Origin of the sequence: Tissierella praeacuta (genome assembly GCF_040396155.1) — a bacterium.
GTDB classification, from domain to species: domain Bacteria; phylum Bacillota; class Clostridia; order Tissierellales; family Tissierellaceae; genus Tissierella; species Tissierella praeacuta_A.
Genome location: NZ_JBEBOY010000014.1, coordinates 1 through 17,081 on the forward strand (window position 1 = coordinate 1; position 17,081 = coordinate 17,081).

At 30.4% G+C, this 17,081-nt stretch carries 17 protein-coding genes; 15 read left to right on the plus strand and 2 right to left on the minus strand.

Annotated features, from left to right (window positions below):
- The first annotated feature begins 57 nt into the window (after positions 1-57).
- The 6 genes from murB (at position 58) to ABWP20_RS08645 (ending at position 5,588) form a co-directional block, all read left to right on the plus strand.
- Entirely contained in the window at positions 58-969 is a 912-nt protein-coding gene (murB, locus tag ABWP20_RS08620) for a UDP-N-acetylmuramate dehydrogenase (RefSeq protein WP_353095391.1), read from the plus strand.
- Positions 970-1,737 (plus strand): PHP domain-containing protein, encoded by a 768-nt coding sequence (locus tag ABWP20_RS08625; RefSeq protein WP_353095392.1) that lies wholly within the window; start codon positions 970-972, stop codon positions 1,735-1,737.
- 12 nt (positions 1,738-1,749) lie between these two features.
- Entirely contained in the window at positions 1,750-2,607 is an 858-nt protein-coding gene (rapZ, locus tag ABWP20_RS08630; RefSeq protein ID WP_353095393.1) for an RNase adapter RapZ, read from the plus strand.
- A gap of 12 nt (positions 2,608-2,619) precedes the next feature.
- Positions 2,620-3,624 (plus strand): gluconeogenesis morphogenetic factor MgfK, encoded by a 1,005-nt coding sequence (mgfK, locus tag ABWP20_RS08635; protein WP_353095394.1) that lies wholly within the window; start codon positions 2,620-2,622, stop codon positions 3,622-3,624.
- Positions 3,625-3,872: 248 nt separating this feature from the next.
- Positions 3,873-4,796, plus strand: a complete 924-nt coding sequence (locus ABWP20_RS08640) for an ABC transporter ATP-binding protein (protein WP_353095395.1) — start codon at positions 3,873-3,875, stop codon at positions 4,794-4,796.
- The gene (locus tag ABWP20_RS08645; RefSeq protein ID WP_353095396.1) at positions 4,797-5,588 is read left to right on the plus strand and encodes an ABC transporter permease; all 792 of its coding nucleotides are present in this window, start codon (positions 4,797-4,799) and stop codon (positions 5,586-5,588) included.
- Positions 5,589-5,720: 132 nt separating this feature from the next.
- Here the strand turns inward: ABWP20_RS08645 and ABWP20_RS08650 are convergent, their stop codons facing one another.
- Positions 5,721-6,242: a hypothetical protein gene (locus ABWP20_RS08650; protein ID WP_353095397.1), complete on the minus strand. Its 522-nt coding sequence runs from the start codon at positions 6,240-6,242 to the stop codon at positions 5,721-5,723.
- Between the two features lie 149 nt (positions 6,243-6,391).
- On the opposite strand from ABWP20_RS08650, the gene ABWP20_RS08655 reads away from it, so the two are divergent.
- Positions 6,392-6,784, plus strand: a complete 393-nt coding sequence (locus tag ABWP20_RS08655; RefSeq protein WP_353095398.1) for a hypothetical protein — start codon at positions 6,392-6,394, stop codon at positions 6,782-6,784.
- Between the two features lie 313 nt (positions 6,785-7,097).
- Entirely contained in the window at positions 7,098-7,343 is a 246-nt protein-coding gene (locus tag ABWP20_RS08660) for a hypothetical protein (RefSeq protein ID WP_353095399.1), read from the plus strand.
- An 82-nt stretch (positions 7,344-7,425) separates the two neighbouring features.
- Here ABWP20_RS08660 and ABWP20_RS08665 read toward each other — a convergent pair whose 3' ends face one another.
- Entirely contained in the window at positions 7,426-8,451 is a 1,026-nt protein-coding gene (locus ABWP20_RS08665; protein WP_353095400.1) for a M42 family metallopeptidase, read from the minus strand.
- Between the two features lie 152 nt (positions 8,452-8,603).
- Here ABWP20_RS08665 and ABWP20_RS08670 point away from each other — a divergent pair, with 152 nt between their 5' ends.
- From ABWP20_RS08670 to pyk, 7 genes are all read left to right on the plus strand, one after another.
- Entirely contained in the window at positions 8,604-9,011 is a 408-nt protein-coding gene (locus ABWP20_RS08670) for an NUDIX hydrolase (protein ID WP_353095401.1), read from the plus strand.
- A gap of 16 nt (positions 9,012-9,027) precedes the next feature.
- Positions 9,028-9,987: a DNA-binding protein WhiA gene (gene whiA / locus ABWP20_RS08675; protein WP_353095402.1), complete on the plus strand. Its 960-nt coding sequence runs from the start codon at positions 9,028-9,030 to the stop codon at positions 9,985-9,987.
- A complete protein-coding gene (locus tag ABWP20_RS08680; protein WP_353095403.1) occupies positions 9,980-10,366 on the plus strand; it encodes a GrdX family protein in 387 nt (128 codons plus the stop codon). The genes whiA and ABWP20_RS08680 overlap by 8 nt, the downstream gene beginning before the upstream one ends.
- Before the next feature lie 245 nt (positions 10,367-10,611).
- Complete coding sequence (locus ABWP20_RS08685; protein ID WP_353095404.1) at positions 10,612-14,085, plus strand: DNA polymerase III subunit alpha; 3,474 nt, start codon at positions 10,612-10,614, stop codon at positions 14,083-14,085.
- A gap of 41 nt (positions 14,086-14,126) precedes the next feature.
- Positions 14,127-14,321: a hypothetical protein gene (locus ABWP20_RS08690; protein ID WP_353095405.1), complete on the plus strand. Its 195-nt coding sequence runs from the start codon at positions 14,127-14,129 to the stop codon at positions 14,319-14,321.
- Positions 14,322-14,344: 23 nt separating this feature from the next.
- On the plus strand, positions 14,345-15,304 hold the full coding sequence (gene pfkA, locus ABWP20_RS08695; protein ID WP_353095406.1) for a 6-phosphofructokinase: 960 nt from the start codon (positions 14,345-14,347) through the stop codon (positions 15,302-15,304).
- A gap of 11 nt (positions 15,305-15,315) precedes the next feature.
- Positions 15,316-17,073, plus strand: a complete 1,758-nt coding sequence (pyk, locus tag ABWP20_RS08700) for a pyruvate kinase (RefSeq protein ID WP_353095407.1) — start codon at positions 15,316-15,318, stop codon at positions 17,071-17,073.
- The last annotated feature ends 8 nt before the right edge of the window (positions 17,074-17,081 follow it).

Genomic DNA, 17,081 nt, shown 5'->3' on the forward strand with positions numbered 1-17,081 from the left:
TGTTTTAACTGCATGGTCATTACTGACTATGACATTATTATACTAGGAGTGATTTATTTGAAAAAAGAAGAAATTAAAAATTTGTTTGAAAATAAATCTTTTGGAAAAATTTTATTAGATGAACTGATGAAAAATCATACTACATTTAAAATCGGTGGACCAGTAGATATAATGATTATTCCATCTAATGAAGAAGAATTAATAGGAGCAATTAAATTCTCAAGAGAAAATAATATAGATTTTTTAATTATGGGTAATGGCAGCAATTTACTTGTTAGAGATGGTGGTATAAGAGATGCTGTAATTAAAATAAATGAAGGATTTAATAATATAGAAGTAAAAGGCAATAAAATTTATTGTCAAGCTGGAGCTTTACTATCCACTATTAGCAAAGTGGCTTTAAAGAATAGTTTAAAAAATTTTGAGTTTGCATCTGGTATACCAGGAACCATAGGAGGAGCTATTACTATGAATGCAGGAGCCTATGGCGGAGAAATGAAGGATGTAGTGACTAAAGTTAGAGTATTGAATAAGAATAATGAAATAATAGAATATACAAATGAGGAAATGAATTTTAGATATAGAAATAGCAGAGTAGGAGATGAAGGATTAATTGTCCTTGGAGTGGAATTGGACTTAGAAGAAGGAGATCACTCTTCCATTGAAGAACTAATGAAGGAATTAACATATAAAAGAACATCAAAACAACCACTTGAGCTGCCAAGCGGAGGCAGTACATTTAAAAGACCAGAAGGATATTTTGCTGGAAAATTAATTGAGGATTCAGGACTTCGTGGGTTAAGACATGGAGGGGCTCAAGTTTCAGAGAAACATTGCGGATTTGTAGTTAATATTGATAATTCTACTTGTAAAGATGTATTACATTTGATTTCTGTAGTACAAAAAGTAGTAAGGGATAAATTTAATGTAGAACTAGAAACGGAGATAAAACTATTAGGGGAGGATTAGATGATAAAGCTAATAGGTGATTATCATACCCACACTATTTATAGCAGTGGTTTTAGAAAAGAAGGTAAACATGCAATAGGTACTATTAGAGATAATGCAGAAGCTGCCTTAGCCAAGGGACTTAAGGAAGTTGCAATTACGGAACACGGACCTTCTCATTATCTATATGGTGTCAGAGAAAAAAGAATTCCTCTTATGAGGGAGGAAATAAATAGATTAAATGAAGAGTTCATACCTAGGGGACTAAAGATTTTACTTGGAGTTGAGTCTAATTTAATAGGATTAGATGGAACGATTGATGTAGATGAAAAGTTTTTTAAATATATTGATTTCTTAATCATGGGATATCACTATGGAGCTACTCCAAGAACTTTAAGTGATGGTATGGGATTATATGTATTAAATCCTATATCTAAAATTCTTCCTTTAGGTAAGGAAAAGGCCAAAGAGCTAAATACCAAGGCATATATAAAAGCCTTAGGTAAATATCCAATAAATATGATTTCTCATCCAGGGTCTAAGGCAGCTGTGGATATTGTAGAATTAGCAAAGGAATCCATTAAACATAAGACTGCTCTTGAAATATCTGCAAAACATAGTCAGCTATCTGTAGAAAGTATCAAACTTTTATTAGATATGGACGTTATTTATATGGTAAATAGTGATGCCCATAGACCAGAGGATGTTGGAAATGTTGAAAAAGGAATACAGAAGGCAATAGAGGCAAAGTTGCCTCTTAATAGGATAAAAAATATTGAGATTAACTAATGAGGTGCTTTTATGGAATTTTTATTGATTACTGGTATGTCGGGAGCTGGTAAATCCCAAGCTATGAAGGTAATGGAAGATATAGATTATTATTGTATGGATAATTTACCTCCTGCCCTTCTGGCAAAATTTGCAGAATTATGTTATGAATCTAAGAGAGATATAGATAAAGTGGCTGTAGTAGTCGATATTCGTTCTGGTGAATTCTTTGAACATTTATTTAAAGGATTACAAGATCTAAGTGATAGTGGAATAACATATAAAATATTATTCTTAGATGCAGCTAATAATGTATTAATAAAAAGATATAAGGAACTAAGACGGCCTCATCCACTAAATCCAGAGGGAAGTATAATTGAAGGGATTAAAGAGGAAAGAGAACTTCTAGAAGATGTAAAGAAAAGAGCAGATTATATAATAGATACTTCTAATCTGACTTTAGGGATGTTAAAAAAAGAGATGTCAAAGATATTTTTAGAGGGAAAGAAGTCTAGGAATATATCTTTATCAATTATTTCTTTTGGGTTTAAGCATGGTACTTTGTTAGATGGGGATTTAGTATTTGATGTAAGGTTTATTCCAAATCCTTTTTATATCCCAGAATTAAAGGAACTTACAGGAGAAGATAAAAATGTAAGGGACTATGTGTTTAGATGGCCTGAAACCAATATATTCATATCGAAGGTTATAGATATGCTAGAGTTTTTGATTCCCAATTATATAAAAGAAGGAAAAACCCAACTTATTGTAGGAATAGGATGTACAGGAGGGGTTCATAGGTCTGTAGCCATAGCTAATGAGATAGCTAAAACATTAGAAACCAATGGTCATAGAGTAGCAGTAAACCATAGGGACTATAGATTAAAATAAAGGGGAATATTTATGAAAGATTTTAAATTAGAGAAAGAATTATCCACAGCACCTAAATTTGTAGTCATAGGTGGAGGAACAGGACTCTCAATATTACTTAGGGGTCTTAAAAAGTTTACATCAAATATTACAGCCATAGTTACTGTAGCAGATGATGGCGGAGGCTCGGGAAAACTTAGAGAGGACCTTGGAATGCTTCCTCCAGGGGATATTCGTTCTTGTCTATTAGCTCTTGCCAATACAGAGCCTACTATGGAAAAACTTTTACAATATAGATTTACAGAAGGAATACTAAAGGGACAAAATTTTGGCAATTTATTTATAGCAGCTATGAATGAGATATATGGCAGTTTTGAGAAGGCAATAAAAGAAGCGAGTAATGTATTAGCTGTAACTGGTAAGGTACTTCCTATGACTTTGGAAGATGTAAAGCTTTGTGCTGTTTTAGAAAATGGAGATATATTAAAGGGAGAATCACATATACCACTTGATGCAATAAAAGCAGGAAGCAAAATAGATTATATTTATACTGAACCTAAAATATCTTACCCTTTAGAAGAATCTGTAGAGGCTATTAATGAGGCAGATTTAATAGTCCTTGGTCCTGGAAGTTTATATACTAGTGTTATACCTAATCTCTTGGTAAATAATATAGTAGATACTATATATAAAGTAAAGGCACCAAAGGTATATATTGCAAATGTAATGACTCAGCCTGGAGAAACTGATAAATATAATGTATTAGACCATGTAGAGGCAATACTTAAACATAGTAATTTAGATTTTTTAGATTATGTAATAGCAAATACAGAGGAAATTCCTATGGACACCCTTCAAAAATATATACTGGATGGTTCTAAACCAGTATTGATGGAACTAAATGATGAAGAAATATTAAAATCCAAAAATATAAAACTAATAGGTGAAAATTTAATAAATATTAGAAAAGATTATATTAGGCATGACAATATTAAACTTAGTAAATTATTAATTGAAATAGCTAAAAAAGAAAAATAAGCAGAGATGCTTATTTTTTCTTTTATAAAGATAAATTATAACTAATTAAATGATTTTAGCTTATTGAGATATCTTAAAGCATATTTTTAGAATTATATAGTTTCAATATGACCTTAGTCATGTATAAATATGAATTTAGTTTATAGAAATATCCAGAATTTTCATATATACTATAGATAGATATAGAAATAGGTATATAGAGGTTTAATGGTGGATAATGTTAAAAGTACAATTGAGGAGATGATGGAATGGAGGCTGTGGAAGTTGTTAATTTGACAAAGCATTATGGTAAGGTCAAGGCAGTAGATGATATTTCCTTTGGAGTTGAAAAAGGTAGTATTTGCGGAATACTTGGACCAAATGGTTCTGGTAAAACCACAACAATTAAAAGTATTTGCAATTTAATAATTCCTGATAAGGGTAGTATTAAAATATATGGAAAAGACAACAAGAGATCTACCAACCGAGTATCAGCTGTATTTGAAGGCACTAGAAATCTTTATTGGAGGCTAACACCAAGAGAGAATTTACGTTATTTTGCGGGCATAAGAGGCCTTGGAGGAAAGAAACTAGAAAAAGACATAGATATACTATTAGATAGATTTAATCTGAAGGATAAAAAGGATATTATGGTAAACAATTTATCAAGGGGAATGCAGCAGAAAGTTGCTATAGCCATGACATTGATTTGCAATACTGATGTTATTTTACTAGATGAACCTACTCTTGGGTTAGATGTCCAAAGTCATTTGGATATTAAGAATATTTTAATGGATATAACTTCTGATCTAAACAAAACTGTTTTACTTAGTACCCATGATATGAATTTAGTTCAGGATATTTGTAATGATATAGTTATTTTGAATAAGGGAAAAATAGTTGCAAAAGATAATATGGAAAATTTATTGAATATGTTTAGAACTATGACGTATGAAATTGTACTTTCTGAAAGTATCTCAGAAGAAAACAAAAATTTCTTAATGGAATTAGACTATAAATTTTATTTTACAAATAATGAATCCAAAATAGAAATAGATATATTGGAGCTTCAAGATATATATAAAATCATAGAAGAATTAAAAAGTATAAATATTCTTGTAAAAGAGATAAAGCAAAAGGATATTGATTTTGAGAGAGTATATCTAAGCTTTACAGATGGGAAGGTGAATTAATTGACTAAGTATTTCTATCTATTTAAAGTATCTATAGAAAAGACCTTCAAGGAATTGAGCAGATATAAGTTTAATACAATTTCAGACATTATAATCTTTTATGTATTGTTTATGGCAATGTTCTTAGGAATTAAAAGTTTTGGCATAAGCTTTGGAATTTCTCCTGTGGATATGGGAAGTAATTTAGAAGGATTTGTAGTAGGATATTTTCTGTGGACAATTATGCTTATGGCTTATACAGGTGCAGCTTATGGCATAATACATGATGCCAACAGGGGGACATTGGAGCAATTAAACATGTCAGGTATAAAACTTTCCACTATAGTAACTGTAAGGAGTCTTTCTGATTTATTAATAAATTTTATAATCTCCATTGTACTACTATTTATTATTATGATAACAACTAATTATAAACTTGAGATAAAGATATTTTCAATTTTATTGCCTATATTTATAGGGATATTTAGTATATTAGGTATAGGATTGATTTTTGGAGGTTTAGCACTTATTTTTAAAAAGGTTCAATCTTTATTAAATATAGTCCAGTATTTTTTAATAGCTTTAGTTATGGTAAGTCCTGAAAATTCTATTATATACAATCTAATACCTTTTAGACCAGCGGCAGATAAAGTCATGCTATCTATGATGAAGGGGTACTCTTTTATTGATTTTTCAATATATGATTATGGAATTATGATAGGAAATTCTATTTTGTATTTTACTATAGGTTTATTAGTGTTTAATAAATGTGTTAATTTATCTAAAAGGCAAGGTTTATTAGGTCAATATTAGATTAATAAGAATTAATTAAGGACAATATGGCACTGTTTTTTAAATAAAAAATCCCTTTGATATAAATCGTATAGTCAAGGGATTTTTTGCTGTATTAATATTTAATTTTTTAGATTAACATTAAAAATACATTTATTTTTTCTTTTCTTCAATTAATCTTGATATTATACTTCCAGCTGTTCTTTTAGTTAAAGTATCATAGTTTACTTGATAATTTAATTCACCAGCTAATTTTTTAATGGTTTCCATTTGCCTAGGAGTAGGAGGTTCTTCTTGATAAGTTGTATAATTTTCTTCTCCATCAGTTACAACAGAATCTTCAATGGATAATTCTTCTATAGCAGTCATTCCAACATTGGTTAAGTCCCTAAGAACACGAGCTTTTGCACGAGTTGATGCCATTCTAATTAGATGGGGAACTAAGGCAGAATTAACAGATTGAGGAGAAGCATCTCCTATATCTTGAAATTTTTCCTTATCTGTAGTAGCTATAGCCTTACAGATGGCAGTCATATTGTTTTCCTTAGTAGGTATTTGGATTATTTCAACCTCTATAGATAAAAGATTTCTTTGATGAGCTAAATCAAGAAGTCCTTCATAAGTAACAAAAGACTTTCCCTGCAAATTTATAATAAAATTTTCATTTACTGTCATAAAATCACCTCTAAATATATATTTCCCTTATAATAATAAAATAGTCGTTTATTAGCCTTAGATAACACTGGGGAATTATGGTAATATTATATCATATAGATAATTTTATTATATATTGTAATTAGTAAAAGAGTATAAGGGGGAATTAAATGGATTTTTTTAAAAGAGACTATCATTTTATTTTTAATGCATCAAAATGGAGTGAAACTAGAGAAAAAGGGTACCTTAAATTTACTATTTTTCCTGTAATAGTTGTTTTTTTATGTTCATTATGGTATTCTTTTATATTTTTAAAAGACACAACACAGTATTATAAGCATATAATAAGAGGTTTTATTCTATTAAATAGCGGATCTGTATTTTTATTTAGAAGTTTAGCTTGGCTATGGAAAGAATACAAATACAAGAGATATATTGAAAATGAAACTAATTTTACAAAAATTGACTATCTTATATCAATAGTAAATTGTATTAGGATTGTTGGCAATTTTATTGCTGCAGCAGTAATCTTATATATAATGTATCGTCTTAGATTTGATTAAGGAAATGATGCTAGTTGATCTTAAAAAACAAAAAGGATCATATTCTAAATTTTAAAACACTTATTATATAAATAGCATAAAAATATAACATACAGTTCTGGTTGTTTATACTAAAATATATAAATTAAAGATTAAAATTAGAAAAACAACTAAACAAATTACTAAAAGTAGAATCAAGTAATTTAATATATAAAAGGTTGAGATTTGTAAAGCAAAGCCATTAGTATATGAAGGGAGGAAATATGAGGATGTAATTGAGTAATTATATTAGGGCAATAAATTAAGTCTATAAACATTAAGGAGGAAATCAAATATGAATGAGCGTGAATATCAAAGATGGAAAGAAATTAGTAGTAAAGGTATTCTTAGATATGTAGTATATAGAGCTATTATTTTTACAATAGTATATATAATTATATTTTTTATTTTATTTAAAGAAATCAATTTACTCAAAGAGTTTTTACAATGGTTTTTTGTTAATATATTAATATGTTTGACAAATTGGTCTGTGAATCAGAAAAGATATTCTAGTTATAATAAATTTGAAGATGGAAAATAGTCTATATTATGAAATATGAATATTTTTAAATTTAACAATGGTCTTAAAAATAAAAAACCCAGAGCTAATCTGGGCTTTATCATTACTTAGTTAAATAAGCTATTCCAAGCTTTATTGTATTGTCTATTGCTTCAATATGAGTTCTTTCAAAACTATGGGAAGAATCAACTCCAGGTCCAATTAAGCCAACTTTAAAATCATATCCTGCTCTAAGAGCTGCTGAACCGTCGGATCCATAATATGGATAAATATCTATTTTATAATTCAAGTTTTCTTCCTTAGCTAAATTAATAAGTCTCTTTCTTAAATCATAATCATATGGACCAGAGCTATCCTTAGCACAGATTGTAACTGAGAATTCATCAGATGTTTGACCTTCTCCAGGAGCTGCCATATCTATTGCTATAAATTCAAAAGTATTTTCTGGTATAGAGGCAGATGCACCATGTCCAACTTCTTCATATGTAGATATAAAGAAATTAGTTGTATAATTAGGTTTTATATTATTATCTACTAAATATTTAGCTATACCAAGTATGGATATGACACCAGCCTTATCATCTAAATGTCTTGATTTAATAAATCCTGATTCAGTAACAACTACTCTTGGGTCAAAATGTACGAAATCCCCTACGTTTATTCCAAGTTTTATAGTATCTTCCTTTGATGAAACTTTTTCATCTATTCTTATTTCCATATTGTTAGCATTTCTTTCTATTGTCTTAGTTCCTTCACCATGAACATGAGATGAAGCTTTTGTAGTCATTATAGTACCAGTATATTTTTTACCTTCTAAGGTTTCAATGGTTGCATGTTCTCCTTCTATGGTATTCCATACATATCCACCTAATTGGGTAATCTTAAGTCTTCCATTTCCTTTTATTTCCTTTACCATACCACCTAAAGTATCTACATGACCAGATAATGTTACTTCTTTATCTTTATTTTTACCTTCTATTGTAGCTATTAAGGCACCTTTTATGGTTCGTCTTGTTGATATACCTAGTTCTTTAAATTTTTCTTCTACAAATAATATAGCCTTTTCTGTGTTACCAGTAGGACTGGGTGTTTTTAATAATTTTTCTAAATTTTCAACGATGTAATTCATATATAATACCTCCCTTTAGGTTATCTATGTATATATTATATTGCATTATAATTATAAGTCAAAATCATTTAGCAAATCTGTGCATAATATAGTATAATTAAGTCAATATGATTTTTGAAAATAATTTATTAATATATTGGGAGTTGGTTTCAATGATAGAAGAAGTAAGTTCTGGAGGTGTTGTAGTATTTGGCAATACAATATTACTTTTAAAAAAATTTAATGGTGATTGGGTATTACCTAAGGGCAGAGTAGAGAAAGATGAAAGTGTACAAGAAGCTGCACTAAGGGAAGTATTGGAGGAATCTGGTGTAAAGGGTGAAATAATTAAGTATATAGGTTTAGTTCATTACAAATATAAAAACTTAAAAGAAGATGAAATGGTTTATAAAACCGTTCATTGGTATCTAATGAAGACAAATAGCATGGATTGCACTCCTCAGAAAAAGGAAGGATTTGTTGATGCCTTATTTGTTCACATAGATAAGGTTAAGGATTTAGTAAGATACCAGGATGAGAGAAATATAATTATTAAAGGATTAAATATGTTACAATCTTAAACAATGGGGTGATTTCATGTCATTTTCAGCAACAACTAAAAATGAACTGTCAAGGATACTTTTAGCTGATAATTGTTGTGCTATAGCAGAACTTGCAGCTCTTGTCAGAATGAATGGCACTATACAAATATCTGGAATGAAGAAGATAAACTTAAAGTTTACTACTGAAAATGCAGCTATTGCCAGAAGAATATTTTCGCTATTAAAAATTATTTATGATACAGATGTAGAAGTTATGGTAAGGAGAAATAAACAGCTGAAAAAAAATAATAACTATTTAATAGTGATAAATAATAAAGAGATATCTAAAAAAATATTGGAAGATGTGGGATTTATTAAGGGAGAAGCTAGTTTTTTTAATCCTAATTTTACGATTCCAAAAGAAATAATAAAAAATAGATGTTGTAAACGTGCTTATATTAGAGGTGCATTTCTAGGAGGTGGCTCTACTAGCAATCCAGAAAAAACCTATCATTTAGAATTTGTGACTAGTAATGAAGAACATGCGGAAGATTTATCTAATGTAATCAATACTTTCGGATTAAATTCAAAGATAGTTACTAGGAAGGATAATTATGTAGTATATCTTAAGGAGGGTGAGCAGATAGTAGATTTATTAAATATTATTGGAGCTCATCAAGCACTTTTAAAACTTGAAGACATTCGTGTCTTGAAAAATGTAAGAAATAATATAAATAGAATAGTAAATTGTGAAACCGCAAATTTAAGTAAAACCATAGATGCTTCAATGAGACAGGTGGAAAGTATTAAATATATTGAAGATACAATTGGTTTAGAAAAACTACCCAATAATTTAAAAGAAATTGCTAAACTTAGATTAGAATATAGTGAAGCAAGTTTAAAAGAACTAGGTATGATGCTCAATCCACCAGTAGGAAAATCAGGAGTAAATCATAGATTTAGAAAAATAGAAGAACTAGCAGATAAATTGAGAGGAGATAGAGGAAATGTCTAGCATAATAATTACAAATAATTCATATGTATATGAGAAATATAAAGATAGTATGGAAATAATTTATAAAGGTGATTTAAACTATATACAAATTTTAGAATTTTTAAGGGATAAAATCCATGAGGGACATAAATTACTTACTCACCCATTGTCAGGAAGTATAAAACCAAATGAAACTCCTTATAAAACCATTATGATCTCTAGAGAAAAAGGAGACTTGGACCAACAAGGTGTTCTAATAGTTGAAGAAAGCATAGCTACAGCAAAGAAATTTCAATCAAATAAGCCTACTCCAGATTGGACTGAAAGGGTATTAGATGATTTTAGAGTAATAGATTTATCCCTAATGGAAAATGTAATTGATAAATTAGGACATAGATAATTCATAGGCTATTTTATGTAGTTTCAGAATTCAAATCTATTTACTTAACAGGTTGTATAGATTTGATCCTAAGGGACACTCCTAATGAGGAATTCTACATTAAGGTTGGTGCTCGCTGCGTTTGACCTACATCAACTCACTATCGTTCATTGTGTTAGGTCATAAAAAGATTTCCTTATATATGGGAAATTTTTTATTTTGTGATAGAATATATTTATGAGAGAAACAAAGGAAAGGGATTTTTTATGATTTATAAAGATAAGTTTAATCATTTACATGTGCATACGGAGTATAGTTTGTTAGATGGGTCCATTAGAATAAAGGATTTAGTTTCTAGAACTAGGGAGCTAGGTATGGATTCAGTTGCTATAACTGATCATGGATCTATGTTTGGTGTTATTCAGTTTTATAAAGAGGCTAAAAAACAAGGTATAAAACCAATTTTAGGCTCTGAAGTCTATGTCGCAATGAATAAACATACTGATAAAGAACCAAAGGATAAAAATCAGTATCATTTAGTGCTTCTTGCGGAGACCAATGAAGGATATCAAAATTTGATGAAAATGGTTTCGGAAGGATATGTAAATGGATTTTACTATAAACCAAGGATAGATCATGACATACTTAGAAAGTATAGTAAAGGGATTATAGCACTATCAGCATGCTTAGGGGGAGAAATACCGCAGCATATATTAAATAATAATGTAGATAGAGCAAAGGAAATTGCTTTAATATATAAGGATATATTTGGAGAAAACAACTTTTTTCTTGAACTTCAGGATTATGGACTCGAAGAACAAAGAATGGTCAATAGAGAGCTAATAAAAATATCTCAAGAAACTAATATACCATTAGTAGCTACTAATGATGTTCATTATTTAAAGAAGGAAGATGCAGTAGTTCATGATGTACTATTGTGTATTCAAACGGCTAAAACAGTAGATGAAGAAAACAGGATGAAATTCCCTACAAATGAGTTTTATCTTAAATCACCAGAAGAAATGCAGAATATATTTAGTAACAATCTAAAAGCATTAGAAAATACTGCATGGATTGCCGATAGGTGTAATGTAGAATTAGATTTTGGCACCTTACATTTACCAGAATACGCAGTACCAGAAGGATTTACCAATGAAGAATACTTAAGACATCTTGTTGTCAAAGGATTAGAGGAAAGATATAAGGATATTACCGAGGAAATAAAAAATAGATTTAATTATGAATTTAATACTATTATTCAAATGGGGTATGTTGACTATTTCCTTATAGTATGGGATTTTATAAGGTTTGCTAAGGACAATGGAATAATGGTAGGTCCTGGAAGGGGTTCTGCTGCTGGAAGTATAGTGTCTTATGCCTTAGGTATTATAGATATAGACCCTTTGGAATATGGATTAATATTTGAAAGGTTTTTAAATCCTGAAAGAATATCTATGCCAGATATAGATATAGATTTCTGTTATGAAAGACGTGAAGAAGTTATTCAATATGTAGTTGAAAAATATGGTATAGACCGTGTTGCACAAATAGTTACCTTTGGTACTATGGCAGCACGTGGTTCCATAAGAGATGTAGGTAGAGCCTTAAATATGCCTTACGGACAGGTGGATTTTATAGCAAAACAAATTCCTATGGAATTAGGAATGACTATATCTAAAGCTCTAGATGTAAATAAGGCTTTAAGAGATAGTTATAATGAAGACGAAGAAGTAAAAAATCTTATAGATTTAGCAAAGGCTGTAGAAGGATTGCCTAGGCATACTTCAACACATGCAGCAGGTGTAGTTATATCAAAAGAGCCTGTGACAAATTATGTACCCTTAGTAAGAAATGGAGATGCAATAGCTACACAGTTTAATATGATAGAGCTAGAAGAGTTAGGCCTTTTAAAGATGGATTTTTTAGGGCTTAGAACTCTAACTGTAATAAGGGATGCAGTAAATTTAATAGAAGAAAATCATAAAGTCAAGATTGATTTTAATAATATAAATTATGAGGACTCATTGGTACTTGAAATGTTTGCAAAGGCTGAAACATTAGGTATATTTCAGTTTGAGTCTCCAGGCATGAGAGCCTTTTTAAAGGAATTAGAGCCAAATGTATTTGAGAACCTTATAGCTGCAAATTCTCTTTTTAGACCTGGACCTATGAACCAGATACCTACTTTTGTTCAATGTAAACATGATTCATCAAAGATAAAATATCTTCATCCAAAATTAGAGCATATTTTAAATGTTACTTATGGATGTATAGTCTATCAAGAACAGGTAATGCAAATAGTTAGGGATATTGGCGGATACTCCATGGGCAGGGCGGATTTAGTAAGACGTGCCATGGGAAAAAAGAAAATGGAAATCATGGAGGAAGAAAGAAGAAACTTTATCTATGGTCAGACTGATGAAAATGGAGAAGTTGTATTATCTGGAGCCATAAGAAATGGAGTAGATGAAAAAACTGCGTCTAAAATTTATGATTTAATGATAGATTTTGCTAACTATGCCTTTAACAAAAGCCATTCAGCTGCATATGCAGTAGTAGCCTATAGAACTGCTTGGCTTAAATATTATTATCCTGTAGAATTTATGGCAGCACTTATATCTTCAGTTATGGGGAATACCAACCAAGTATCTCTTTATATACAAGAATGTAAAAGACTAGGAATAGAAATATTATCTCCTGATGTAAATGAATCATATAGTAAGTTTACTGTTTCAGAAGGCAGAATTAGATTTGGACTTTCAGCTGTTAAAAATGTTGGTGAAAACTTTATAAAGACAGTAGTTAAAGCTAGAGAGATTGGGAAGTTTAAAGGATTTACTGACTTTATTGAAAGAATAGAAAAAGTAGACTCATCTGTAATGAATAAAAGGGCAGTGGAATCTTTAATTAAATGTGGAGCGATGGATAGTTTAGGAGGAAATAGAGCCCAATTATTATCAATATTTGAAAAAACCATAGATGGAATTCATGCCGACAGAAAGAGAAATATAGAAGGGCAATTCTCAATATTTGACACAATAGATGAGAATATATCTAAAGACCATTTACCAGATTTAAAAGAATTTCCGCAAAATGTACTACTTACAATGGAAAAAGACATGGTAGGTATATATATATCCGGACATCCATTAGAACCTTATAAATCTGAAATTGAGAGAATTTCAACAACTACGACTTTTGATCTAATAAATAATGATGAAGAAATCAGTGGGGATCTAACAGGACCAAAAGATGGAGAAAGAGTAGTTATAGGTGGTATAATTGTTGAAAAGAAAAATATGATAACTAAGAATAATAATATGATGGCATTTATTACATTGGAAGACTTATATGGTACTGTTGAATGTATAGTATTTCCAACTACTTTTGAAAGATATAATAAATCTTTAAAAGAAGATGGATTAATTGTCATAGAAGGTAAAATTAGTACCTCTGAAGTAGAGGAACCAAAGATAATAGTGGAAAAAATATCTGAGTTAAATATGTATAAAAAAGGAAAGCTATATTTAAAAATAGGTCGTAATAGTCCTACTGATACTTTTGACAGGATAAAAAATATTTTAAAAAAATATGGCGGAGAAAGCCCAGTATATGTATACTTAGAGAAGGAAAAGAAAATTGTCATAGCAGATAGATCTTTATGGATTGATATCAATGATCAAAAAGTTATAATAGAGTTAAAAGACTTGCTTGGAGAAGAATCAGTAAAGATTTCTTAAATAACTATTTTAATTGTCAATTATAAAAGGAGTGCTTTAATATGTGGACAGCAGTTTATATGGCTACAGGATTGGACAATGCACATGAGGTAGAAAAGAAACTTAAAGCAGAAGGATTTCTTGTAAAAATAAAATATTTTGCTCAAGAAGGAGAAGAGGAACTTTATGAAATATTAGCTCCAGAATTTGAAGCAGAAGATATTCAAAATGCTATGATTGAACTGGGTATAATTTAGTTTGCAAATAAGGGGGGAGTTTTATGAAGACTATAGGAGTATTGACCAGTGGGGGAGATGCCCCAGGTATGAATGCTGCCATTAGAGCTGTAGTTAGAACAGGTATATTTAATGATTTTAAGATGATGGGAATAAGACAAGGTTATAGTGGCTTAATAAATGGTGATATAGAAGAGATGAATCTTTCATCTGTTGCAGACATAATACATAGAGGCGGAACTACGCTTAGATCTTCCCGTTCCGATGAGTTCAAGACTAAGGAAGGCTTTGAAAAGGCGTTAAATGTATTGAGAATATTTGGTATAGATGGATTAGTCGTATTAGGGGGAGATGGCACATTAAAAGGTGCTAGAGAACTATCAAAGGCTGGAATCCCAACTATAGGTATACCTTGTACAATTGATAATGATTGTGGCTTTTCTGATTTTACTATTGGATTTTTCACAGCTGTAGAAACTGTAGTAGATGCTATATCTAAAATTAGGGATACTTCTACATCCCATGGAAGGGCTAATGTTATTGAGGTAATGGGGAGACATTGTGGAGATATTGCTTTATATGCAGGTCTTGCAGGCGGAGCTGAAAGTATAATAGTACCAGAAGTGGACTTTAATATAGATGAAGTATGTAAAAAGGCAATTCAAGGTAAAAATAGAGGTAAATTACATCATATAATTGTTTTAGCTGAGGGGGTAGGCAATGCTTATGATGTATCTAAATCAATTGAGGAAAAAACAGGAATAGATACTAGAGTTACAATCTTAGGATATATTCAAAGAGGAGGAAATCCTACATCCTATGATAGAATCATAGCTAGTAAAATGGGAAACAAGGCTATTGAATTATTGAAAGAGGGTAAAAGTGATAGAGCTTTAGGTATAAAATGCAATCAGATAATTGATATAGATATTAAGGAAGCTTTGGAAATGGAAAAAGAATTTGATATTGATATGTATAATACTGCAAGAATATTATCTATATAGGAGGAGTAACAATGAAGAAAACAAAAATAGTATGTACCATAGGTCCAGCATCAGAAACTGAAGATGTGTTAAAGGAATTATTTTTAAATGGTTTAAATGTCTGTAGACTTAATTTTTCCCATGGAAGTCATGAGGAACATAAAAAGAGAATAGATACAATAAAGAAGGTTAGAAAAGACCTTAATATGCCAATAGGTATTATGCTAGATACAAAGGGACCAGAAATAAGATTGGGAGACTTCAAAGATGGAGTTATAGAAATAGAAGATGGAGATATATTTACTCTAACTACTAAGAATATATTAGGGGATAAAACTATAGTATCTATTTCCTATGATGGATTACCTAATGATGTAAAAGAAGGAAGCAGAATTCTAATAGATGATGGATTAGTAGAACTTAAAGTATTAGAAATAATCGACAAGACAGATATAAAATGTGTAGCATTAAATAATGGGACATTGAAAAATCACAAAGGTGTAAATGTTCCTAATGTAAAAATAAACCTACCAGCAATTACTAAAAAAGATATAGATGATATTTTATTTGGAATTGAAAATGGTATTGATTTCATTGCGGCATCCTTCGTTAGAAAGGCATCTGATGTTTTAGAAATAAGAAAAATCTTAGAAGATAATGATGCAGGATTTATAGAGATAATTTCAAAGATAGAAAATCAAGAAGGTGTAGATAATATAGATGAAATACTTGCTGCATCTGATGGAATAATGGTAGCTAGAGGCGACTTAGGCGTAGAGATACAAACAGAAGAAATTCCACTTGTACAAAAGGAGTTAATTAGAAAATCAAATCTAATAGGGAAACCTGTTATTACAGCTACACAAATGCTAGATTCTATGATGAGAAATCCAAGACCTACTAGGGCAGAAGTAACAGATGTTGCAAATGCTATTCTTGACGGTAGTAGTGCTATTATGTTATCTGGAGAAACAGCAGCAGGAAAATATCCTATTGAATCAGTAAAGACAATGTATAATATTGCAACAAGAACTGAAGAATCCTTGGATTATGGAGAGATACTAAGCTCCAAAGTTGCTATATCTGAATTATCTACAACTAATGCCATAGGAAAGGCTACTTGTACTACTGCTATGGATTTAGGAGCATCTGCAATAATTACGGCTACATCATCAGGATATACATCAAAGGCTATATCTAAGTTTAGACCAAAGTCTCCTATAATAGCAGCAACAACTACAGAATCCGTTATGAGGAGATTATCTTTAGTATGGGGCGTTTATCCAGTACTATCACCTTATAGCAATTCTACAGATGATGTAATAGAATTATCTATTCAATCTGCAATAGATAATAATTATGTAAATGAAGGGGATTTAGTAGTTATAACAGCTGGTATTCCTGTGGGAACTTCTGGTTCTACTAATTTAATAAAAGTACATACCATAGGAAAGACTTTATTAAAAGGAATGGGAATAGGACAGGGTTCTACATTGGGAAGAGTTTGTATTGCAAATACTGAAGAAGAATTGGTGGAGAAATTTAAAGATGGCGATGTTATAGTAAGTAAAGATACCCATAGAGATATGGTAAAATTTATAGAAAGAGCATCAGCTATTATTACAGAACAGGGGGGACTTACATCCCATGGTGCTATTGTAGGATTAAACCTTAATAAACCAACTATAGTAGGTGCAGAAGATGCTACAAATATATTAGAGGACGGAGAAATAGTTACAGTAGATGGCACAACAGGTCTTGTATATAAGGGAGAAGCAAGAGTTCTATAATTGGGGGG